The sequence below is a fragment of the Paenibacillus sp. 2TAB26 genome (genome assembly GCF_052115145.1).
GTDB lineage: Bacteria > Bacillota > Bacilli > Paenibacillales > Paenibacillaceae > Pristimantibacillus.
The window spans coordinates 63,406-85,496 of sequence record NZ_JBFRGC010000020.1 but is presented as its reverse complement, the minus strand read 5'-3'; the positions used below and the strand labels follow the sequence as shown (position 1 = coordinate 85,496).

Sequence of the window (22,091 nt, the reverse complement as noted above, 5' to 3'; positions counted from 1 at the left end):
ATGAATATTACTTTGATTGCCGCTATGGATCGCAATAGAACTATAGGAATTGGAAACAAGCTGCCATGGCGTTTGCCAGCAGAAATGGCTTTTTTCAAGAAGATGACGATTGGTAAAACGGTACTCATGGGCCGTAAGACGTTTGAATCCCTGCCTAAGCCATTGGTTGATCGTAAAAATGTCGTATTGACACGTCAAACGGATTTCCACCCTGAGGGCTGTGAAATCGTACATTCGATTAAAGAAGCGCTAGAATTATATACAGCTGAAGAGCTTGTTGTGATAGGCGGTGCTGATATTTACGAGCAGTTTCTGCCCTTCGCTAATCAAATATTGCTTACAAAAGTGGAAGCAGATATTGAAGGCGGAGATGCATTTTTTCCTGCATTCTCTGATTTGCAGTGGAAGCTTGTGGAAAGCGAGAGCAGAGATCGTGATGAAAAAAACAAGTATGCTTTCACGTTTCAAACGTTTATTCGGTCGGAAGTATAGCTTTTTAAGGTAAAACCGAACGTTTGACGAACGATATGTCAGAAAGTGCAAATGATTGTACGCATAATCCATTACCTTCATAAGTACTTGAATGCTAGGATGTTGTAAAATAGTAAACGAGTGCTTTAGACAAAATATTCGTTTTCGCAGAAAGTTCGTTATTGAATATTTTAAGAATTCCCGATATAGTTTTAAAGAGAATCTAAGCAGTGTTAACGGGAAATATGGATGGAGGAAATGCGATCATGTCTACACCTACTGGTTTTATGGAATTTCAGCGCGAATTGCCGGCCGATCGCGACCCGCTAGAGCGTATCAAAGACTGGCAAGAGTTTCATAAGCATTTTTCGGATGAGCAGTTAAAAACACAAGGCGCTCGCTGCATGGATTGTGGTACACCATATTGCCACACAGGCATTGAACTGGCAGGTTCGGTTTCAGGTTGCCCAGTAAACAATCTCATTCCAGAATGGAATAATTTGATTTATCGCGGGTTATGGCGTGAAGCGCTAGACCGTCTGCATAAAACGAATAATTTCCCTGAATTCACTGGCCGCGTTTGTCCAGCACCGTGTGAGGGATCTTGTACGGTTGGTTTAATAGGCGATGCTGTAACGATCAAAACGATCGAACAAGCAATCATTGATCGCGGGTTTGAAGAGGGCTGGGTTGTTCCACAACCGCCAAAAGTCCGCACAGGCAAACGAATTGCCGTGGTAGGCTCTGGCCCTGCTGGAATGGCAACTGCTGCACAACTGAATAAAGCAGGACATACCGTAACCGTATATGAGCGCGCAGATCGCATCGGCGGCTTGCTAACCTATGGTATTCCTACAATGAAGCTTGAGAAACATGTTGTTCAGCGCCGTGTTGACATTATGGCAGCAGAAGGCGTTGAGTTTGTAACGAATACAGAAATCGGCAAAGATATTACAGCTTCTGAGCTCGTTAATAGCTTTGATGCAGTCGTTCTTTGCGGAGGCTCGACAAGAGCTCGCGACGTTGAAATGGAAGGCCGCGATTTGAACGGTGTTCACATGGCAATGGATTACTTGAATGGCACAATTAAGAGCTATTTGGATTCGAATCTTGAAGATGGAAACTATATTTCCGCGAAAGACAAGGACGTTATCGTTATTGGCGGCGGAGATACTGGATCGGACTGCGTGGCTACAGCACTGCGTCACGGTTGTAAATCGGTTACGCAATTCGGCACACATGCGAAAGCGCCGCTAGTGCGAGACAACGATAAAAATCCATGGCCGCAATTCCCGAATGTGTACACGCTGGATTATGCACATGAGGAAGCAAAAGCACTATTTGGTGAAGATCCTCGAGCGTTTTCTGTACTAACGAAGAAATTTGTTGGCGATGGCAATGGAAACCTTAAAGAGCTTCATACTGTTCAAATTGAACGTACGGTTGATGAGACTGGACGTAAAATATATAGTGAAATTCCAGGAACAGAAAAAGTATGGCCTGCAGATCTTGTATTTATTGCAGTAGGTTTTGAAGGCCCTGAAACGACGCTGATTGAGCAGCTTGGTCTTGCACAAGACCGTCGTACAAACGTAAAAGCGACTTATGGCAAATACAACACTAATGTGGATAAAGTATTTGCTGCAGGCGACATGCGCCGTGGTCAAAGCTTAGTGGTTTGGGCGATTAATGAAGGTCGCGAGGCCGCTCGTGAAGTGGATAAATATTTGATGGGATCATCGATGCTTCCTTAAATATTGGACGTGAGATAATAAATTTGATGGATGAGAAGCGCCTTAGGGCGCTTTTCTTGCTGAGTATGGGGTCAATACTGTCCCGCATGATAAAGGCTGTGATTGTGAATATCAATTTACGGTTAACGAGAAGGAACAAATAACAGCATTTATACTGCAGCCGCGCACATTCAAGAAGAAATTCAAAAACTAAGCTCACTGTCTTAAGGAAACTTGTGGTAAAATCGGTTTGAGATGACGCAAAGGGGCGATTCGTCATGGCAGCCGATGAAGCATATGTTTTGTCACCAACAGACGTTCGAAATATTCGAAGTTATGTACAACACAAATACGCTGCGCTGCCTGGGGAAAAACGAGCAGAAATTGTAGCGGATGCGGTCAAACGCATAATACATAAGCAATTACCGAATTTCGAGACCAGAGTTAAACGCTCCGTCACAGAAATGCTCATTAGAACAGCTGTTTTGGAGCGGCAAAGACCGGTTAGAGCGGAAGATATTTTTCAAGCCTGCTTAGAGCTAGATCGAACCTCGGCAGAAATATATGATCCGTTCCATGATTGGCTGGAAGAGCAGCTGCTCATAAGCTGCAAGAAGCCTCTCATGCAGCGTGTAATGGACGAACTCGTATTAAACGGGGAGCAATCGGGTGTAGCTTCAAATGAGGCTGAGAATGGCCTTCTGACGCAGCTGAGAGGATTGCTTATTACTGAAGGTGCTGAATCGCGTAATATGACGCAAGCTTCAACTCAAGCAGAGGTCATTTCATTACCTGCAACGATATGGAGCAATACGTTAGCACGTAGGATTAGTACGAGGACTTATATATACAGCACATTAAGTATTCTATTAATTGCAGCTACTTTATTGTATGGCTGGTCTTTAAATTTACCGTCTGATAACAAGCTGCAGCCACCCGTTGTTATGAACCAAGTTCAACCTATTGTTGTTCCTGTAGACGGGCTGCCTATCGAGCTTCGTTATCAAGAAATTGATCAAGCGCGGTTGATCTCATTTTTAAAGACGAAATCATCCATATTAGCTGAGGAGCCTTATTTTGGAGCAATTATAACGGCAGCGCAAGCCTTCGATATTCATCCGGTCGTCTTATTCGCTATAACTGGACAAGAGCAAGGGTTTGTACCGAAAACGAATAAGCAGCATAAAAAGATTGCCAACAATCCTTTTAATGTTTTTCATAGCTGGCAGGATTTTAACACCAATATTAAGCAATCGGCAGAAATTGCGGCGCGAACCGTATTTAACTTAAGCAAGGATAGGCCGGCAGAAGTAGATCCTTTTACATGGATTAATCGAAAGTATGCGGAAGACCCGAAGTGGTCGGATGGTGTTCGTTCGATTTTTGCCAAAATCATTGCCTATATGGAGAAGCCGGCTATTAACACAGACCTTCCTTGAACCCAATTGGGACAACTCTCCCACTTGGGTTTGCTTTTTTCTATGGAGAAATTTCAAACTTGATATGGGGAAAAACATTTCTTTTTTGCGCGGAAATCTGTAAAATGTTCTAGTGGCTGTACAGTGCGAAACGTTTATTGCTAATTGTGGAGAGCGATAGGCGTTAGACTTTCGAAAAGCTTAATGAAGGAGCGATAATCTTTTGAAGACACTAATCATTGCGGAAAAACCTGATATGGGACGAAATATAGCAGCCGCAATCGATCCTAAAGCAAAAAATCACCGTTCCTACATAGAAGGCGAGCATTATATTATTACGTGGGCGATCGGTCATTTAATCGGTCTTGCAGAACCTGATGCCTATGATGATCGTTACAAAAAGTGGAATATTAATGATCTTCCCATTATACCGACACAGTTCAAGCTCGTACCGAACAAAAAAACAATCGATCAGCTTAAGGTTATCGGCGATCTGGCAAAACGCAGCAATCTGCTTGTCAACTCTTGTGATGCCGGGCGAGAAGGGCAATATATTTTTTCCCTCATCCAGCGCCATCTTAAGTTAAATCAACCCGTTAAACGGCTGTGGATTTCAGACCTTACCCCGGAGACGATTCGAAAAGGTTTCGAGGAATTGAAAGAGGGCGCCGAATATGAGAATTTGACCCGCGCAGCAACAGCAAGAAGCGAGGCGGATTGGCTAATCGGAATGAATGGTTCACGTGCTTTTACAACGAAGCATAATGTGCTGCTATCGGTTGGTAGAGTTCAGACGCCAGTGCTCGCCCTTATATATGATCGGCAGAAGCAAATTGAAGCGTTCTCCTCTTTGAAATTTTTTGAACTGGAAGGACATTTCACACAGGATGAAATGACGTACCGCGGCATGTGGCAGGCCGAGAGAATGACAGATCAAGCAAAAGTTGAGGCCGTTGCGGCAAAGGTTAAAGGCAAGGCGGGACGAATTGCGTCTTATGAAGTTAAGGATACGAAGGAGTATCCGTTTAAGCTATACGATCTCACTCTTTTGCAGCGGGAAGCCAATGGCAAATATGCTTTTTCTGCGAAAAAAACGTTGGATACAGCACAGGCGTTGTACGAGAAGCATAAAGTTATTTCTTATCCGAGAACAAACTCAAATTACGTGACTGAACAGAACATTCCTGAAATGCACAAAACGTTGAATGCACTTCAAGGTACCGCCTATGATGATCTCGTCAAAGGGGCTAATCGGAGCCTTGTGCATAAGGGAAATAAATTTATTTGCAACCCGACAAAGGTTGAGGATCACCATGCCATTTTGCCAACGAATCGTAAAGCAAATGGACTTAGCCCTGATGAGCAAAAGCTGTATGATTTGATCGTGCGAAGGTTTTTGTCGCAATTTTATCCAGCTGCTGAATATAAGGTTCACACCGTCTTGACTGAGGTAGAGAACGAAATGTTCAAAACGACGGTTAAGGAGCTTCTAAGCTTAGGATGGAAGGTCATCTATGCTGACCAGAAGAAGGAGAAGGCAAAACCTTCCGCCAAAAGCAAGGATAAGGAAGAAGCAGAGGACGAAGAAATTGAAGTAAATGAGCCTTTCTCCATATCAGCAGATGCAGGGATTATCTGTTCGGATGCCATTGTGAAAGAGAAGGACACACAGCCTCCCAAGCATTACACGGAGGGTACACTTCTTAAAGCAATGGAGAGCGCAGGCAAACAAATTGAGGACGAGGATGTCCGAGATGCAATGAAAGATTCAGGATTAGGTACACCAGCTACGCGTGCAGCTACGATTGAGCGGCTGAAAAACGTTGGTTATGTGGAAATGCAGGGCAAAAAAATACAAGTTACACAAAAAGGGCGAACGGCTATTGAGCTGATTCGTGGTGCGGGTATTGATTTGCTTACCTCTCCTGAGATGACGGGGTTGTGGGAGCGACGATTGAACGAGATATCTAGAGGAACAGCTTCGGATGGACAATTCATGGAAAATGTCAAAAAATTCGCGACGATGATCGTGGACAAGGTTCGCGTTCAATCACGAGCCGCCAAAACATCATTTGAGAGTGAAGCTCCTGCTTCCGGCAAAGGCACTGGCGGGAAGTCAGGTACAGCGACTCGCACCCGTGCAGCCTCAACTAAAACGGCTGGAGCGGCAAAAAAAGCGGCATCGGCTGCGTCTACTGTATCAGGCAGCCCGACTGTTATTGCCACTTGTCCAAGGCCAGGCTGCGGCGGTTCCATCTTTATGGGGCGCAAAGGCTATGGCTGTTCTCACTATAAGGAAGGTTGTAAATTCGTTATATGGAAAGAGAGCTTTGGCAGGAATTTGACGGATACTCAGGTGAAAGCTTTAGTCGAGAAGGGGAAGACGACTAAGCTGAAGCTTGAGCTTCCGGATGGTACGCCTGGAGAAGGGAAAATAGTGCTTAGAAATGTCGATACCGGAGAACTGGCAATCGAACAGTAGAAGCCATTTTTCTCACATAGCAAAAACCCGAATTCGTCAGAAGCATCAAGGACGAATTCGGGTTTATTTGATTTTGTCTTTCCTTTATCGATTAACGTACCCGTGAATAGCGCCAGGGACATCCTTTAGATGATCCAAGGTTAAAAAAGCGCCTTTTGGTTCCACTTCAATCTGAATGATGTTATATTCCCATTCGGTTATCGCACGCATATGAATAGCGTGAATACCTGCTGTTAATGCAGGAACAACATCCGTTCGAATGGAGTTGCCAACCATCCACGTACTGTTGCGATCGAAGACACCATTGGACAAAATGGTTTCTAGTGCGTCGCTATTTTTGACGCGTCGAATGTAGATGCGGGAATCGAAATAACGCTCCAAGTTTAATTTCTCAATCTTGCGACGTTGAATGGGCATCTCGCCCCCCGTATAGAGATGAAGCTCATGGCCGGCCTCCGCTAGTGAGAACAACGTTTGTTCCATATTTGGATACGGCTCGGTATCGTGCTCATATACACTTAAGCCAAGCTTCCATAGAAAGTTTTCTTCATTTGTTGATCTCTTGCGACCAGTCAAATGAGAGAAGTGAATGTAAGTATCAACAAACGATTGTGGGAAATGCTCGCTTTTAAATCCGAATACGGCTACGCCGGCAATATCAATCTCCATTTGCTTGTCTCGGATGGCTTGTATTGAAACGAGGGGAGAGCTGCCAAACCAAGTGGTCATCGCATCAATAAATTGATCAATGACCAAGTAAAAGTATTTATTGCAGTGAATTAATGTATCGTCGAGGTCAAACATAATTTGTTGCTTCATGTATACGATCTCCTTTGCAAAACTTGAAACTGTATGATCAATCTACCGCAAGTGGCAGGGTCGAGTCAATGTAGGGTGTAAGAGAGGGACTGCTTTTACATACATATCCAATAATATCGGCATAATGATAGTGGAGGTGATTGCAATGGCTATCAACAAAAACGGCACTGGAGAATCTCGTCAAAATCATTCTACCTTGCGTGGACAGTCAGGCAAGCTTAAAACCGATAAATTCGCGAAGCGACCTGCGAGCTTAAACGGCATTAACAAACAGCTCCCTTAATGAAGCAAGTTTTTATGAACACAGAAGGAGAGCTTGAATTGCGTCAGCTCTCCTTCTAATCCATGTTATGCATATTTAAGCTGTGAAGCTTTTAATTGATTCTTAATGAAAGCGATACGTCTGCGAACGTAGAAGTCCTTGCTGGCGCCCTTTAAATCTTTGGGAGTGATCACCTCCTCTGCAACATTATCGATGATAATAAGCCGTCCATCGGCGTAAAACTTAAAAGTTAAGTCGCGTCCAAGACGTTCATTCTCTACATATCGGAAATTTTCGCAGATGTTATTCATGGTGATCAGGCCTCCTTCAAAATGTTGAATTCGTCGATCATTAGAACATTTGTTCTTGTTTTTATTATACCAAACATTTGTTCGTATGGAAACTGTTTTTTGTTTAACGTAAACTAGATTCATAGAAGCAGTTGCTGCAAACAGAAGGAGAGCGGAAAATGATCAAAGTAAAGAACTTATCCAGACGTATTCCCGGCGGGCCTAAGGTGCTCGATGATATTAGCTTTGAGGCTTATCCTGGCGACTTTATCGCCATTAAAGGTGATAGCGGAAGCGGGAAGTCCACACTTCTTCGGTGCCTAGCCTTGCAAGAAAAGTGGAGTGAAGGTTCCTATCAATTTGATGGCAAAGATATTTTCAAAGAAGGATTCAAAGGCAAGCTTAAAGTTCGCAGAGAGGTTGCTTATGTGGAAGAAAAACCTTTTCTATTCCCGAACAAGACGGGATTAAAAAATGTTATTATCGGTTCAATTTCACAAACGCCTGCTTGGCGGAGATGGACCGGGATGGTACGTAATGATGATTATATGGGTGCAATGGATATGATCGAAAAACGCGGCCTGCTTGATAAAGCACATCAGAAGGCGAGCACTCTAAGCGGGGGCGAACGTCAGCGTATGGCTATCGCAAGAGCACTCGTTCATGGCGCTAAAGTCATTGCAGCCGACGAGCCGGTTTCGGGACTTGATCCCCATACGGCGGATCAAGTTCTAACTGATTTGAAAGCGCTATGCAAGGAGCAAGGCGTAATTGTGATTGCTGTTATGCATCAGGGGGACTGGGCGGAGCGATTTGCTGATCAGATTCTAGGCTTGAAAGACGGTAAACTTGTTCTTAACGTAAGCGGCAGAAGATTGACTGAACGCGAGAAGGCACTCCTGTGAACGAGATTGAACTACGCCTCATAACAGAAGCTGAGCTCGACGCTGCTATTAAGCTAGAGCAAAAATGCTATTCTCCTGAAGCTGCTGCTACCATGGCAGGGTTTCAATTTCGCTATAAGCATTATCGTTCATACTTTTGGTCAGCTTGGCTTGGCGACCAATTAGTTGGAATAACAAACGGCATCCGTACTTCACAGACTGATTGCGGTGATGAGATGAAGGGGAATCAAGCTGATTTTTTTGAGGGGAACAACTTTTGCATCCTTACTATCGCAGTTGATGCACATTATCGCGGGCGTGGAATCGGCACATTGTTGCTGAGGAAGCTGATCGAACAATGTAGTTCATCACATATTGAAACCATTATACTGATGTGCGAGGAGCATTTGATTCCGTTCTACGAATCGGAGCAATTTGAGCGTAGAGGGGTGTCTGCTTCTACGCATGGCGGAATCGTTTGGCATGAGATGAGACGTGTAATGCATACAATGGAGCATCTTACCGAATAGGAAGGTGTCTTTCATATGTCATTTCAACCGCCAGTCGTTATCCAAACGGCAAAAGCTGATTTTCCGAAAGCCGAGCTGTCATTGCCTTATGTGAGCGGGGGCAGAAGCGAAGCTGCAGATAAAAAGATCAACCATACGATTCATCATACCGTGCAGCAGATGGTTCATAATCAAGGCTCGCTTGATGATCCGAGAGCGCAGATGCTGGGTTATTTTGAACAGAAAAATAATCAAAAAGATTATCTTAGTCTTTCCTTGTTCAATTATGCCTTTACTGGCGGAGCTCATGGCTTGACGCTTCAGCAATCGCTGACTTTTAAGCAATCGACAGGACAAACCTATACGCTGGCCCAGCTGTTTAAGCCTGGGTCGGATTATGTGGGGCGGATAAGCGCTATCGTAAGCGCACAAATCTTGTCAAGAAAGATTGATACGCTGGAGCCTTTCAAATCCATAAGACCTGACCAGGACTATTACGTAGCGGACCGTTCACTTGTCGTCTATTTCCAGCTATATGAGCTGGCAGCTTATGTGTTTGGATTTCTGTATTTTCCGATATCCGTCTACGAACTGCAAGATATCATTAATGAGGATGGTCCACTAGGTCCGATGCTGGTTAATGACTAATTCTGAATGAAACCATTTTCTCTTAGCAGTTATTCAGCCTAAGAACATAAGGAGACAACGCATTGATATATTTTCTCATATTATTCGCAGCAGCTCTAATTGTCGCGGTGTCGTTTGTCTTCTTTCACCAACGAAAAATGGAAAAGGAGCAGCAATGTTCCACCGAAAGGACGCCTGTTTTACCATCCGCGACAGTTACGTCAATATCTACGAATCGAATAGCAGATCAACCCCTTGCTGAGACCGCTGCGAAAGCAACTATAAGCTCGATGCCTTATTCAGCAGATATGCTCTATAAGATTTTAGTTGTAGATGATCAACCCGCTATTCGAATGATGCTTGTTGAATTGTTTGCTGCGCAGGGAATCGATGTTTATGAAGCTGAAAGCGGCAGTATCGCCTTGGACATTTACGAGAAGCAGAAGCCGAATTGTGTACTGCTTGATTTGAAAATGCCCGAAATGGATGGGATAGAAATTTTGCGTGGGATAAGAATGTTGTCGCCAGAGGTGCCTGTCATTCTCATAACGGCATATGCAGATCCAGACATAATGGAAGAGGCGCTTGCGCTTGGCATTACACATTGTTTTACGAAACCCTTTGATATCATAGAGCTCAAATCACTCGTTTATGGAATACTGGAGCAAAGTGCTAATTAAGCTGAGTGAAAAAATAGAAATCAATCGACTCGCATCTAGATAGATGCGAGTTTTTGTTATGCGTTTTAATCACTCTTCCTTTTGCATGTGACATCCAAACCACTCATACAGTTACGTAGGAGGGTGATTGGATGATTTTATTGCTAGCGGGATTATTATTATTTGCGATTGTCATTGCCGTGATTATGGCCATCGCATTCAAAGCGCAACAGTCCATTTCATTATCTAAGCATCAGAATCTAATTGGTTATGGCTTGCAGGCGCAGTTGCTGCAGGACAAACATGATTTGCATCGTTATGGTTTAGCGCAGCAGCTTAGACGGCGGTTCGGCGGGTTATCGTCATTTGGTTTATCGTTTAATGTGCTCGGTCTAATTGGAAGCGCAGCTTTTTTGTTTGGGCCAGCGATCGGAGAGGGGGGACCGTCGGTTATTGGATTTGGTTTGCCCATAATCGCTTTATTTGCACTTATTTTAAGTGCATCTCTCGCAGAACTCTCATCTGTGACACCGACTGCAGGCGGGATTTATCATACGGCATCCTCATTAGGCGGGCGCTCATGGGGAGTGCGAGCAGGCTGGCTTCAAGCATCTGGACATTTAGCTATGCTTGCGCTGCTAAACTGCGCATGTGCAGCTTTACTGGACGGTTTTATGTCCGCTCGAATAGGTTATCAAACCTCGGATTTAACTTTTTGGTGTGTCGTTGCAGGGCTGACTGCTTCCCAATGTGCAGTGAATCACTTTGGAAACCGGATGTTAAGCAAGCTGCAAGCAGGCGGAGTTATACTGCAAATATTTATTGCTTTATTCATTATTGCTGGGCTAGCTTGGCTTGCATGGCCAGGCAGCTATTCTCCTGTATTGATGTATCAATTTCAAAATGCAGAGTGGAATGGTACCGTGCAGGCGGGATCATTCGTCAGCGGTACGCTCCTTTTGTTAAAGCTATTTATTGGCATGGAGGGCTCAAGCCAAGGATCGGAAGAAACAATTGATCCTCGTGTACGAGCACCGTGGTCGATTTTTTTATCTACTGCTTACACATTTGTTATTGGTTTTGTACTTCTGAGCTTTATGCTTATATCCATTCCATTGTCTAACGGACCAAGCTGGTTGGGAACGTTTCTACAAACGGCAGCTGCTGGCTGGGGCGGCACCAGTATGATCATTATTTTTGTCATTCTATCATTATGGAGCAGCGGACTGCAGACGATGACAGTATGCTCGCGGATTGTATACAGCCTAGCACGTGATGGCGCCATGCCGCTGAGCCAACGGTGGTCTAATGTGTCGGAGCGGCATCAGACGCCGATTCCTGCCGTCTGGTTGTGTGCGGTCATTTCACTAACTATTCTTCTCATTGCTTTTTTCAGCTATAGAGACGATACAATCATTTTTCTTCTAACTGCAGCGATAATATGTTTAAATCTATCTTATGCCATACCGATTGCCTGGAAAATAAAACAGGGGAAGATCCATGCGCAGTTGCATGCATCACCGTGGCATTTGGGCAGCTGGAGTATCCCAATCCATGTGGTTTCCATAGCTTGGCTGCTGTTAACGACGATACTAGCTGCTATATTCATCGATTATCGAGGCTCAATTGCAGCTTTTGTAATTCTTACTTTGATCTCTTTCATGGAGCTAAGGTATCGGCAAAAACATGGGATGAGCCTGCAGAGCAGAGTTAATCGTTCGCGCAAAGAGCTTTATTTTATGGAAAGAAAATTTCCTTTAAATTAATCTGTATGTCGATGCTGTGGGAAATAATGAGGTACTCATTTAGGAAATAGTCGGACTATTTAAAAAACATTTCCCGGGGAAACGCAATAAGTAACAGAAAAGAGAGGTTTTCGACAGCCAGTGGCTAACGCAAGTAGAATGTGTCGAAAGCGTTGCTGGGAAAGGGAAAATCACAAAAGTTATCGATATAGTTATCTCTCTTTGCCAACATCTCCCTTAGAAGATTATAATAGTCAAATGAGAGATATTTATAGGAGGAACGAAGCTAATGACACATCATATAGAAACGGCTAAACTTGTGTCACTAAATATAGGAATGCCGAAATCAATAACACACGGCAGCAAAGAAGTATTAACAGGAATTTATAAGCAGCCTTCACAAGCAACCCATGCTTTGAGCACTATAGGACTTGAGGGCGATGGACAAGGCGATACGATTCACCATGGTGGACCGGACAAAGCGGTATGCGTCTATTTCGAGCAACGATACGCCTATTGGCGTGAGAAATACGAGGAGCCATTTGATTACGGAGCTTTTGGTGAAAACTTTACGCTCTCGAGCTGGACTGAAGGGGATTTGTGCATCGGCGATATTATCCAGGCAGGCGATGTGATCCTCCAAGTAAGTCAGCCAAGACAGCCGTGCTATAAGCTGGGGCTGCGGCATAAGCTCCCTGAATTGCCGGGACATGTTCAGCGTGAAGGCTACACAGGTCTTTATTTCCGCGTACTCCAAGAGGGCCATATACAGGCAGGGATGACGTTTGAAATTAAATATAAACATCCGGCCCGTAAAACGGTTATGGAAGCTAACCGTGTCATGTACCGTGATAAAGATGACATAAAGGGAATAAGAGAGCTGCTTGAAGTGAAAGAATTGGCTGCGAGCTGGCAGGAACATCTAGGGGCTCGCTTGACAAGATTGCAGCTTGATCAATAAGGAGGCTTGTCTGTTTTGACCGACACCATAGATTTTACAGCTTATTTAGATGCATATGTGTTCGCCGAGCCTTGTCATATTGAGAGCCGGGAGAGCGGAATGAATAATACGACCCGAATCATTTCGTCGGGAAATAAAAAATTTGTTTTTCGCATTTACAATAACCATAAGGATATGGATATTGTAAGGCTTGAACATGAGATACTGAACGACTTGAATAAACAGAAGCTAACCTTTAAGGTGCCGATTCCAGTTCAGAATAAACAAGGCGAAACGATTAGCGTTGCAACAGATGGCACCTTATCGTCATTATTTCAGTTTATTGATGGTGACCGACCGACGGTTTCAAACCCAGCGCATGTTTATGCGCTAGGCGTTACAGCTGCGAAGCTTTCTAGCGCATTAAGCGAAATAAACCCAAAAGGCTTACCGCTTTACAGCCCTTATTTCATGTTGGAGAATACATATGCTTTGATGGATGAGGAAGCTTTTTTTGCAATGGCAGAGCTGTCCGTAGATCTTAAAGGTAGAAAATCAAGCTTCATGGCCTTGCATGAGGAGCGTCTGAAGCTGAAAGAGGATTGTAATCAACTTGTCGGGCTGCCGGAACAATGGATCCATGGTGATTTGGTTTTTAATAATACGGTATGTCAAGGCGATGCGATCGTAGGTGTGCTGGATTTTGAATTCACGACTGTCGATGTTAGAGCGATGGAGCTTGCTGTCATTATTGTCGATATCATAAAACCAGATGACCTAAATATAAAAGAGAAGGTGAAGCGTTTATTGCAGGGTTATCAGGATACGAATCCGTTAACTCTTCATGAAATTAAGATATTGCCGATATTAATGAAATTAAGATTGCTTGATGTAGCATTGCATTTTGCCATACGCTTAAGAGATAATTTAGATGATGAGGAAATACTTTGCGGCATTATCGATCAGTCAGCATTTGGCTGCCGCTGGATTAATGAATATTGGGAGGATGATTTTTCATGAGTTTAGCCAAAGCACTGGGATACGGCGAGAACGAAAAACTGCTCATTATTAACGCAGATGACTACGGAGTATGCCATTCGGTAAATGTCGGCATTCAGCAGCTGCTGCTAGAACAAACGGTGAGCTCGGCGACGATTATGATGCCTTGCGGCTGGGCGAGGGAAGCAGCGCTATGGAGTGCAAGGCATCCGCAAGTCGATGTGGGTGTCCATTTCACATTTACTAGCGAATGGGATATGTACCGCTGGGGTCCAGTCAACCGCAAAGGAAGCACAAGTTCACTTGTCACCCATGAAAATTATTTCCCGAAGGACAGTAAAACCTTTGAGCTGCAAGCTGATCCAGAGCAAGTAAAAGAAGAACTTATCGCACAAATTGAAATGGCTTTAGCTATGGGGATGAAACCATCGCATGCAGACAATCACATGGGAAGCTTGTATGGGTTAGCAACCGGCAGAAATTTCTTATCTATCGTTCTGGATGTATGCGCTTCCTATGGCCTGCCTTTCCGTTTGCCGCGTAATTTAAGGCAAAATATTGGTCAAGTGGCCTCTCCTGAGCTGGAAGAGCAAGCCAAACAGCTCGGAATGCTGGCGGATTCGAAGGGTGTTGTTATCCTTGATTATTTAATCGGCTTGCCGTTCCACTTGGAGGAGGGTGAAACATTTGATTCACTAAAGGCAAGCATGCAGCAGGTGCTTGAGGGTCTGCAACCAGGAGTCTCTGAAATTATTATACATCCGTCTCTCGTAACCGATGAGCTGAATGCTTTTCACATGCAGCCTCTAAAGCGGGGAATGGAGTTCGAATTATTCCGTGATGCTGAGATCAAGAATACGTTGCAAAAAGAAAACATCCGTATGATTCGCTGGAGTGAACTGCAAAAACTGCAGCGTGCTCGAACAGGCTTTACAACCTAACGAAGGAGTTGACTTATGTCTATTGAAGCGATAAAACAACTAGCCGAACAATTGAAATCTAATATTGGACGCGTCATCGTAGGCAAAGAGGAAGTTGTGGAACTAATGCTCATCGGACTCCTTACATCAGGGCATGTGCTGCTCGAGGATGTGCCAGGAACAGGAAAGACCTTGCTCGCTAAATCTATGGCCAAATCATTGGCTTTATCTTTCAGGCGAATTCAATTTACACCCGATTTGCTTCCATCGGATCTAAGCGGCATTCATTTCTATAATCAAAAAATAAGCGAGTTTGAATTCAGAGCTGGTCCATTGTTTACTCATTTGCTGTTAGCAGATGAGATTAATCGTGCGACGCCTCGTACCCAATCGAGTTTGCTCGAATGTATGGAAGAGCGTCAAATCAGCATCGACGGTGAAACCAAATATTTGGAGCGTCCATTTATGGTTATTGCTACACAAAATCCAGTGGAGCATCAAGGAACGTTTCCACTTCCGGAAGCACAGCTCGATCGTTTTTTATTCAAAATTAAGATGGGTTATCCGACGACTGAAGAAGGTTTGCAGCTATTAAAACGTTTTAAAGATCATGATCCGCTTGCGGAGCTTGAGCCAGTTGCAGGAATAGATGTCATTCAGAAGGCACAGCAAGCCTATTCAGCGGTGAAAGTGAACGATGACATCCTTCAGTATTTGCTGCAAATCGTGGAGCAAACACGAAGGCGTGAGGAGGTTTCTGTTGGTGTCAGTCCGCGTGGCAGTCAAGCGCTGCTCCGCGCTTCCCAGGTACATGCCATTTTGCGAGGACGTGATTTCGTTACGCCTGATGATATAAAGGCAATGGCGAAGCCGGTCTTGTCCCACCGACTAGCCATTCGCGGCATGCATCGTACAGCAAATCAGGCGGAATCCATTATTGATGACATTATTCGTTTGACGGCCGTGCCTGCTGAAGCAGGCGTTACGGCTCGTTAGGCAGCCTGATGATTTTATTCTGGTTTATATTAGCTGCAATCGTCATTTTGTCACTACAGGGCAAAATATTTCAAAAGCTCGTATTGCGCCGTATCCAATATGAACGGCGTTTTACGAGCAAAACATGCTATAGCGGCGAGCAGGTTGAGATGATAGAAGAGATGGCCAACGCCAAATGGCTGCCGGTGCCCTGGCTACGCGTGGAATCACAGCTATCCACTCATCTGCATTTTCAACAGCTTGATAATTTTTCTGTGAGCAGCGGGCAGCTTTATCAGAACCATAAGAGCTTCTTTAGTCTATCGCCGTATACAAAAATTACGCGCACACACCGCATCACCTGTGCAAAACGAGGCTGGTACAAGCTTCAAACCGTCACGTTAACGGGCGGTGATCCGCTTGGTTTAACCCATTCGTCCGCTCAAATTGCGCTTCAAGGGGAACTGCTTGTTTATCCAAAGCCTGCCGAGGTGCCCATTCATGAGCTACCTTATCATAGCTGGCAGGGTGATCAATCGATTCGCCGCTGGATTATCAACGATCCATTCATTATTGCAGGCGTTCGCGATTATCAAGCGGGCGATACGTATAAGCAAATCAACTGGAAAGCTACTGCAAAAACAGGAAGCCTTCAAGTCCATCAGTATGATTTTACCGCGGACCGCAGACTGATGATTTATTTGAATGTGGACGATGTAGAGGGCATGTGGCGAAGCGTTACTGATTTATCGTTAATCGAGCTAGGCATTGAATGGGCAGCAGGGGCAGCTGAAGCTGTCATTCAGCAGGGCATGGAAGTTGGTTTTGCATCCAATATGCCTTTGACCGGCATGATGGAAAGCGTTCACATTGAACCTAGAGGCGGGCATGAGCATTTAATCGTTATTTTAGAGGAAATGGCGAAGCTCGATATAGAACGAACAGAGCTGTTTCATCATTTGTTGGAACGCGAAGCAAGAAGCGGCTTCAGTGAACGAGATGTGCTAATGATTACGGCTTATTGGAACGAAGAACTGGAAAAACAAGCTGAACAGCTTCGCTACAACGGCAATGCAGTCGCAGTTTGGATGCTGACAGATAAAGCTAAGCCAACGATTAGCGATGTTGGACAAGCGATATCAGGTAGCGGCAGAGAAGAGGTGACCGCGTGAATGAGCCACAGAAGCGATCTTTTTCTTTAAATACCTTAGGTCAAGGCGTTATTGAACTGCTCTTTTATTTGCCTGTATTTTTAGCGATAGCTGTTTACTTGCTGCCTGCTGGAGCTTTGTGGCCATGGATAGCAACGATTCCTCTCTGTTACTGGGCGGCATCGCTAATTCTCGGAAAATATCCAAGATTACGATACGGCGTGAAGCTGCTTCTAGCTATTGCTATTGGGGCGATGCATAGCAGTTTGTTCATTATCGCATGGGTAGGTAATGTGGATATCGTCCCTATGGTTGTATGCGGACTTGCTGCTGCTGTAGCAGCAATGAAGGGCATGTCGGCGCAATTGCGCGGATGGTTCAACTCATTTCCCAATACACAGATGCTGATTGGCGTGCTCCTTTATGTCGCTGTGCAGCCGTTAAAAATAATTGCGTTAAAAAAACTGATGGAGTTCAACGGTGTTTTAATCGTTTGCGGAATTGCTGCCGTCATTATATTTTTCTTTTTTGCAAATGAGCGGCATTTGAACAGTGAAACAGTAGATTCAGGGAAAACGTCAGCTACTCTTGCTTTCAAACGTCAAAATCGTCTATTAATTATTGTAATTGTCAGCATCATTAGCATTCTTGCTCTTTTCCGACAAATTCAGAAGATGATTGAGAGCTTCTTTCATTCAATCATTGAGCGAATAATGAACTGGCTAAACCAGTCTAGGGAGCAGACACCGGTTGAAGAACCTCCTATTGATTCTTCAACACCTGAGATGCCTTTGGAGGAAACGAAACCGCCGTCTGATTGGATGCTGCTACTCGAGCAAATTGCGAAAATCATCGGCATTGTGTTAGTCATCATCATCCTCTGCATTCTGTTCTATTTTATTGCTAGAAAGGTAATGCAATGGGCGAAGCTGCTTGCTGCTAAATTGCAGGAAAGAGGAGCAGATAGCCGCAATAATGGGGTTGGCTTTACAGATGAAGTTGAAAGTTTAATGACATTAACTAAATGGCGTGAGCAAATGGGCAATAAACTGAAGCAGCTGCTGCCAAAGAAGCGCTCCTTTGCTCAGGAATGGAATGAGCTGCGAACAAATACCGAAAAAATCAGGTTTTTATATGCTCGCTTATTGAGAAGCAGCGCCGAACAGGGGTATACGGTCAAAGAACATATGACTCCGCGCGAAACGTCAGAAGACCTGAATACATGGCAGGCTGGCAAGCTCGACAATATGCCTCGATTTATTGAGTTGTACGAAGAAGCAAGGTATGGCGATAAACAGCCAGATGACCAACAAATCAACGCTCTTAAAAACCAGTTCGAAAAAAAAGGGAATCAAGCTTAACAAGCTGATTCCCTTTTTTTGGTGTATGATTCAAAGCTTAACCATATAATCATTTGAGGCTTAAAATATGTTCGGCAATTTTATGGCCATGATACCGTCCTGATTCGATGAAAATTTCATTTGCTTCATGTCTGGAGGCTACCACACCTGCCAGATAAATGCCTGGAACATTCGTTTCCATAGTATCTTCGTTGAAGGTTGGATACCCTTCTTCCTCAATCGTAACGCCGCTTGTGTTAAGGAAGTTGCGATCGGGATGGAAGCCGGTCAAAGCTAATACAAAATCATTTTCCAAACGGATCTCGCCTTCAGGTCCTAGTACAGTGATCTCATTGTTTTCGATAGAGGTTACAGTTGACTGAAACAGCATGCGAATAGAGCCTTTCGTTACTTTGCTCTGGAAACCTGGCTTAACCCATGGCTTAATGCTGGTGGAATAATCATTGCCGCGATAGACGACCGTTACCTCTGCACCGACCCTCTCAAGCTCTAAAGCTGCATCGATTGCGGAGTTGCTGCCGCCAATAATGGCAACTTTCATACCAACGTAGGGATGCGATTCGCGGAAGAAATGACTAACCTTATCGAGCTGCTCACCGGGAATGCCCAGCTCATTCGGATGATCGAAATAACCTGTAGCGATGATGACATACTTGCTTTGGTATGTGCGCTTCTCGCCAAAACGATCTTCTCCATACAAAATAAACTGTCCATTCTCAGGCGTAATCTTATTTATCATTTCATAGGCTTGCACACGAACGTTTTTGCGCTGCGCGGCTGTTCTATAATAATTAAGTGCTTCGAGTCTGGAAGGCTTATCGTTAGCCGTTGTGAATGGTATATCTCCGATTTCAAGATTTTCTGGACTGCTGAAAAATTGCATATAAGTGGGATATTGCGAGATTGAATGTACAATGTTGCGTTTCTCTATGACAAGTGGCTGGAGACCAATCCGTTCGAGTTCAATCGCTGCTGCCAAGCCGCACGGACCGCCTCCAATGATGATGGCTTCTTCTTTTTGCATTCGTATTACCCTCCTATACTATAATGAAGCTATATAAATTCTAATATAACGATCATTTTACTGCGAGGCGTACATATTGTGCAAATCTGGATTTATGGCTCTCGTGTACATGCAATATATTATTGTATAATAATGTGTAACCATTCTTATTTGTATACTGGTTCTATGAAACTAGCTTTATTTCACAAAATGATAGGAGGAGATCACATGCGGCGACGTTTTGTAATAGAGGCAGTACTGGTGGCAACGTATGGACATCTTCTTGTACCGAGTCGTCCAATTGATTTTGTCGTTCCTTATTCATCCATAGCTGAGCTGTATGAAATGAGAGACGGTGTTGAACCTGTCATGGATGATCCAGATGATGATGGGCATGTAAAAACCAAAATAAATGAACTTATTGCTTTTTTTGAGGATGCTCTTAATCGCAAAAAAATTGAAAAGGCCATGCAAGTGCCTTGGCGAGAAAGCTCTCCACTCATTCTAAATGATACGATTCATTTTACGGTCGTGCATGCTGTCGATAATGCCCATTATGGCGAGATGTTCGATCCGATCGAAACGGAATTGCTGTTAACAGGGTTGAAGCTGCAAGTCCCATTGCTGTCGGATCAGTTTGAGTTTCAAGATAAGCTGATAGAAGCAGAGGTCCCTGTACAAATTTACGATATTGAAGATTTTGAGTTTGCGGTAGAGGAAGGCATCTCCTCAAGCGACTTTGATTTGCCGAATGAGTCGGACAGGTTTTAAATCATTTTTTTGTAAAAACCTCTTGCGCAAAGGCAGAAACAGGTGTTAAGATTTGGATGGGTTAGGAAAATATGATCAAATGGATACGAAAAGGGGGGCTCACGAATGTTTTTCAATCAGATTGGAATGAATGTCGAAGGCGCGCAGTTTAGCATGAATTTCCATTCCGTTGTTCAAACATGCCGATCGGGCTGCCTTCGTTCATTGGTGTCAACGCAGCTTTTTTGACCGTTGCACGCTATTATACGAAGATCTCAAGCCGATTATGGCTTGAGGTCTTTTTTTGTTTCCTATAGGGGAAGGGGCAATCCAATGAAAACGCTGTTACGTTTGATGATTTATGTAAGACCGAGTGCCAAATGGGTATTTACAGCGGTTATCATTATGATTTTTGCGACGATATTCGATTTGGTAGCTCCTTGGGTATTAGCCAAAATATTTGACGAAGGAATCGGAAAAAGCAATATGTCCGTCGTGATCGGATTAACACTTGCTTTGGCAGGCATTCAAGCTTTAAAGAGCTTGGGCATGTTTATACAAGGTTATTCCCAAGAGCTGGTTGGTCAAAATGTCGTGTTTAAACTCCGGAAAGAGCTTTATGAGCATTTGCAGCGGTTATCATTTTCTTATTATGACCGTGCGCAGACTGGTCAGCTCATGTCCAGAATGACTGGGGATATTGATGCGGTAAAAAACTTTGTCGGGTTTGGAGCGATGAACCTATTTACTGGCATGCTGACGTTTATCGGAACGACGATTTTCATGATGACGATGCAATGGAAAGTAACTTTAATCAGCTTAATTACCATTCCTTTTATTTTGTTCGTGTTATTTCGCTTTAACCACAAAGTAGGACCAGCTTGGTCCAATATTCGTGAACAAATGGGGCGCTTAACGACTACGCTTCAAGAAAATATTTCAGGCATTCGAGTTGTCAAATCATTTGCAACGGAGTCCGTAGAACAACGGAAATTCGCTGAGCGTAATGAGCAAAATTTCGATACAAATATGGACCGGGCAAGGCTGGAGGCAAAAGCATTTCCGCTCATGGGCTTTTACGGAGGACTCACGTTTGTTTTGATGATCTGGATCGGTGCTATTTTTGTTGCTCGGGAAGAGATGTCGATTGGTACCTTTATGGCGTTTCAATGGTACACATGGGGCATTATTTGGCCGCTGAATATGCTAGGCTGGCAAATTAATATTTTCCAACAAGCGATTAAAGCAGCTCCACGTGTATTTGAAGTGCTGGACACACCGGTTGATATTCAAACCCCTGAACAAGCGATAAATACGGACGAAATGCACGGCAACGTCGTTTTTGATCGTGTAACATTCTTCTTCTCCGATCAGGATTTAGCGAAGGATAAGCCGATATTGGATGAGGTTTCTTTCCAAGTGAAGCAAGGTGAGGTTATCGGTGTACTTGGTGCCACCGGTTCAGGCAAAAGCAGTCTAATTGGCTTGCTTTCTCGTTATTATGATGTGTCCGGTGGCAGTGTACTTATTGATGGTGTAGATGTGCGGGAATATGAGCTTGATGGACTGCGGCGAAGCATAGGTATTGTACCGCAAGAGACCTTCTTGTTCTCAGCATCGATTAGAGATAATATCGCCTACGGTCATCCGGATGCGACGCAGGAGCAAATTGAGGAGGCAGCACGCAAATCGCAAATCCATTCCTTCATCGAAAGCATGCCAAGCGGCTACGATACGCGAATCGGTGAGCGGGGTGTCGGGCTCTCTGGCGGACAAAGACAACGTGTGGCGCTTGCTCGTGCGATTTTAATGGATCCGCCAATTTTAGTACTGGATGAAGCGACAGCGAGTGTAGATACAGCTACAGAATCAGCTATTCATGAAGCTTTATTAGAAGTCATGAAGGGTCGTACGACATTTATAATCGCGCAGCGGCTTTCCTCGATTCAGCATGCGGACCGTATTATTGTGCTTGAAAATGGCCGTGTGGCTGAAGAAGGCACACATAAGGAACTAAACGAAGGCAGTGGCTTCTTCCGTCAATTGTTTGATAGACAGAAGCAAATCGCACATCAATAGAAGAGAGGTGAAAT

General features: G+C 44.2%; 21 protein-coding genes. 18 read left to right on the top strand and 3 right to left on the bottom strand.

Going from position 1 to position 22,091, the window contains the following annotated elements; translation table 11 throughout:
- The 4 genes from AB4Z50_RS22510 (at window position 1) to AB4Z50_RS22495 (ending at window position 6,104) form a co-directional block, all read left to right on the top strand.
- Complete coding sequence (locus AB4Z50_RS22510) at window positions 1–492, top strand: dihydrofolate reductase (RefSeq protein ID WP_441882410.1); 492 nt, start codon at window positions 1–3, stop codon at window positions 490–492.
- Window positions 493–737: 245 nt separating this feature from the next.
- Window positions 738–2,225 (top strand): glutamate synthase subunit beta, encoded by a 1,488-nt coding sequence (locus AB4Z50_RS22505; RefSeq protein ID WP_441882407.1) that lies wholly within the window; start codon window positions 738–740, stop codon window positions 2,223–2,225.
- A gap of 257 nt (window positions 2,226–2,482) precedes the next feature.
- Window positions 2,483–3,643, top strand: coding sequence for a hypothetical protein (locus tag AB4Z50_RS22500; protein ID WP_441882404.1), 1,161 nt, complete (start codon window positions 2,483–2,485; stop codon window positions 3,641–3,643).
- Between the two features lie 202 nt (window positions 3,644–3,845).
- Window positions 3,846–6,104: a DNA topoisomerase 3 gene (locus AB4Z50_RS22495; RefSeq protein WP_441882401.1), complete on the top strand. Its 2,259-nt coding sequence runs from the start codon at window positions 3,846–3,848 to the stop codon at window positions 6,102–6,104.
- An 84-nt stretch (window positions 6,105–6,188) separates the two neighbouring features.
- Here AB4Z50_RS22495 and AB4Z50_RS22490 read toward each other — a convergent pair whose 3' ends face one another.
- The gene (locus tag AB4Z50_RS22490; RefSeq protein ID WP_076265854.1) at window positions 6,189–6,923 is read right to left on the bottom strand and encodes an HAD family hydrolase; all 735 of its coding nucleotides are present in this window, start codon (window positions 6,921–6,923) and stop codon (window positions 6,189–6,191) included.
- A gap of 145 nt (window positions 6,924–7,068) precedes the next feature.
- On the opposite strand from AB4Z50_RS22490, the gene AB4Z50_RS22485 reads away from it, so the two are divergent.
- Entirely contained in the window at window positions 7,069–7,206 is a 138-nt protein-coding gene (locus AB4Z50_RS22485; RefSeq protein WP_441882397.1) for a hypothetical protein, read from the top strand.
- A gap of 65 nt (window positions 7,207–7,271) precedes the next feature.
- On the opposite strand, the gene AB4Z50_RS22480 is transcribed toward AB4Z50_RS22485, so the two are convergent.
- On the bottom strand, window positions 7,272–7,496 hold the full coding sequence (locus AB4Z50_RS22480) for a hypothetical protein (protein WP_441882394.1): 225 nt from the start codon (window positions 7,494–7,496) through the stop codon (window positions 7,272–7,274).
- A 158-nt stretch (window positions 7,497–7,654) separates the two neighbouring features.
- Here AB4Z50_RS22480 and AB4Z50_RS22475 point away from each other — a divergent pair, with 158 nt between their 5' ends.
- The 11 genes from AB4Z50_RS22475 (at window position 7,655) to AB4Z50_RS22425 (ending at window position 18,245) form a co-directional block, all read left to right on the top strand.
- Entirely contained in the window at window positions 7,655–8,380 is a 726-nt protein-coding gene (locus AB4Z50_RS22475) for a phosphonate ABC transporter ATP-binding protein (RefSeq protein WP_076265856.1), read from the top strand.
- The gene (locus tag AB4Z50_RS22470) at window positions 8,377–8,889 is read left to right on the top strand and encodes a GNAT family N-acetyltransferase (protein ID WP_441882390.1); all 513 of its coding nucleotides are present in this window, start codon (window positions 8,377–8,379) and stop codon (window positions 8,887–8,889) included. The genes AB4Z50_RS22475 and AB4Z50_RS22470 overlap by 4 nt, the downstream gene beginning before the upstream one ends.
- A 15-nt stretch (window positions 8,890–8,904) precedes the next feature.
- A complete protein-coding gene (locus tag AB4Z50_RS22465) occupies window positions 8,905–9,516 on the top strand; it encodes a DUF3298 domain-containing protein (protein WP_441882387.1) in 612 nt (203 codons plus the stop codon).
- Between the two features lie 62 nt (window positions 9,517–9,578).
- Window positions 9,579–10,175, top strand: coding sequence for a response regulator (locus AB4Z50_RS22460; protein ID WP_441882384.1), 597 nt, complete (start codon window positions 9,579–9,581; stop codon window positions 10,173–10,175).
- 131 nt (window positions 10,176–10,306) lie between these two features.
- Entirely contained in the window at window positions 10,307–11,920 is a 1,614-nt protein-coding gene (locus AB4Z50_RS22455; protein WP_441882381.1) for an amino acid permease, read from the top strand.
- A gap of 268 nt (window positions 11,921–12,188) precedes the next feature.
- On the top strand, window positions 12,189–12,860 hold the full coding sequence (locus AB4Z50_RS22450) for an MOSC domain-containing protein (protein ID WP_441882378.1): 672 nt from the start codon (window positions 12,189–12,191) through the stop codon (window positions 12,858–12,860).
- Between the two features lie 15 nt (window positions 12,861–12,875).
- Window positions 12,876–13,859: a phosphotransferase gene (locus AB4Z50_RS22445; protein WP_441882375.1), complete on the top strand. Its 984-nt coding sequence runs from the start codon at window positions 12,876–12,878 to the stop codon at window positions 13,857–13,859.
- A complete protein-coding gene (locus tag AB4Z50_RS22440; protein WP_441882372.1) occupies window positions 13,856–14,779 on the top strand; it encodes a polysaccharide deacetylase family protein in 924 nt (307 codons plus the stop codon). Before AB4Z50_RS22445 ends, AB4Z50_RS22440 begins: the two co-directional genes overlap by 4 nt.
- A 15-nt stretch (window positions 14,780–14,794) precedes the next feature.
- Window positions 14,795–15,754 carry an AAA family ATPase gene (locus tag AB4Z50_RS22435; RefSeq protein ID WP_339202631.1) on the top strand — a complete coding sequence of 320 codons (960 nt, stop codon included), beginning with the start codon at window positions 14,795–14,797 and terminating at the stop codon, window positions 15,752–15,754.
- Window positions 15,755–15,762: 8 nt separating this feature from the next.
- Window positions 15,763–16,905: a DUF58 domain-containing protein gene (locus AB4Z50_RS22430; protein WP_441882368.1), complete on the top strand. Its 1,143-nt coding sequence runs from the start codon at window positions 15,763–15,765 to the stop codon at window positions 16,903–16,905.
- Window positions 16,902–18,245, top strand: coding sequence for a DUF4129 domain-containing protein (locus AB4Z50_RS22425; protein ID WP_441882365.1), 1,344 nt, complete (start codon window positions 16,902–16,904; stop codon window positions 18,243–18,245). Before AB4Z50_RS22430 ends, AB4Z50_RS22425 begins: the two co-directional genes overlap by 4 nt.
- 49 nt (window positions 18,246–18,294) lie before the next feature.
- Here AB4Z50_RS22425 and AB4Z50_RS22420 read toward each other — a convergent pair whose 3' ends face one another.
- A complete protein-coding gene (locus AB4Z50_RS22420; RefSeq protein WP_441882362.1) occupies window positions 18,295–19,269 on the bottom strand; it encodes a YpdA family putative bacillithiol disulfide reductase in 975 nt (324 codons plus the stop codon).
- A 207-nt stretch (window positions 19,270–19,476) separates the two neighbouring features.
- Between AB4Z50_RS22420 and AB4Z50_RS22415 the strand changes: the two genes are divergently transcribed.
- Together AB4Z50_RS22415 and AB4Z50_RS22410 are read left to right on the top strand one after the other, a co-directional pair.
- Entirely contained in the window at window positions 19,477–20,019 is a 543-nt protein-coding gene (locus AB4Z50_RS22415) for an ADP-heptose synthase (RefSeq protein WP_076265867.1), read from the top strand.
- Window positions 20,020–20,331: 312 nt separating this feature from the next.
- A complete protein-coding gene (locus AB4Z50_RS22410) occupies window positions 20,332–22,077 on the top strand; it encodes an ABC transporter ATP-binding protein (RefSeq protein WP_441882359.1) in 1,746 nt (581 codons plus the stop codon).
- Window positions 22,078–22,091 lie beyond the last annotated feature (14 nt).

Bases quoted from the DNA above. Each gene is read 5' to 3' on its own strand.
- AB4Z50_RS22475 (WP_076265856.1), top strand. From the start codon at position 7,655: ATGATCAAAGTAAAGAACTTATCCAGACGTATTCCCGGCGGGCCTAAG.
- AB4Z50_RS22490 (WP_076265854.1), bottom strand. From the start codon at position 6,923: ATGAAGCAACAAATTATGTTTGACCTCGACGATACATTAATTCACTGC.
- AB4Z50_RS22485 (WP_441882397.1), top strand. From the start codon at position 7,069: ATGGCTATCAACAAAAACGGCACTGGAGAATCTCGTCAAAATCATTCT.
- AB4Z50_RS22440 (WP_441882372.1), top strand. From the start codon at position 13,856: ATGAGTTTAGCCAAAGCACTGGGATACGGCGAGAACGAAAAACTGCTC.
- AB4Z50_RS22415 (WP_076265867.1), top strand. From the start codon at position 19,477: ATGCGGCGACGTTTTGTAATAGAGGCAGTACTGGTGGCAACGTATGGA.
- AB4Z50_RS22500 (WP_441882404.1), top strand. From the start codon at position 2,483: ATGGCAGCCGATGAAGCATATGTTTTGTCACCAACAGACGTTCGAAAT.
- AB4Z50_RS22480 (WP_441882394.1), bottom strand. From the start codon at position 7,496: ATGAATAACATCTGCGAAAATTTCCGATATGTAGAGAATGAACGTCTT.
- AB4Z50_RS22465 (WP_441882387.1), top strand. From the start codon at position 8,905: ATGTCATTTCAACCGCCAGTCGTTATCCAAACGGCAAAAGCTGATTTT.
- AB4Z50_RS22410 (WP_441882359.1), top strand. From the start codon at position 20,332: ATGAAAACGCTGTTACGTTTGATGATTTATGTAAGACCGAGTGCCAAA.
- AB4Z50_RS22455 (WP_441882381.1), top strand. From the start codon at position 10,307: ATGATTTTATTGCTAGCGGGATTATTATTATTTGCGATTGTCATTGCC.
- AB4Z50_RS22420 (WP_441882362.1), bottom strand. From the start codon at position 19,269: ATGCAAAAAGAAGAAGCCATCATCATTGGAGGCGGTCCGTGCGGCTTG.
- AB4Z50_RS22505 (WP_441882407.1), top strand. From the start codon at position 738: ATGTCTACACCTACTGGTTTTATGGAATTTCAGCGCGAATTGCCGGCC.
- AB4Z50_RS22510 (WP_441882410.1), top strand. From the start codon at position 1: ATGAATATTACTTTGATTGCCGCTATGGATCGCAATAGAACTATAGGA.
- AB4Z50_RS22450 (WP_441882378.1), top strand. From the start codon at position 12,189: ATGACACATCATATAGAAACGGCTAAACTTGTGTCACTAAATATAGGA.
- AB4Z50_RS22435 (WP_339202631.1), top strand. From the start codon at position 14,795: ATGTCTATTGAAGCGATAAAACAACTAGCCGAACAATTGAAATCTAAT.
- AB4Z50_RS22430 (WP_441882368.1), top strand. From the start codon at position 15,763: ATGATTTTATTCTGGTTTATATTAGCTGCAATCGTCATTTTGTCACTA.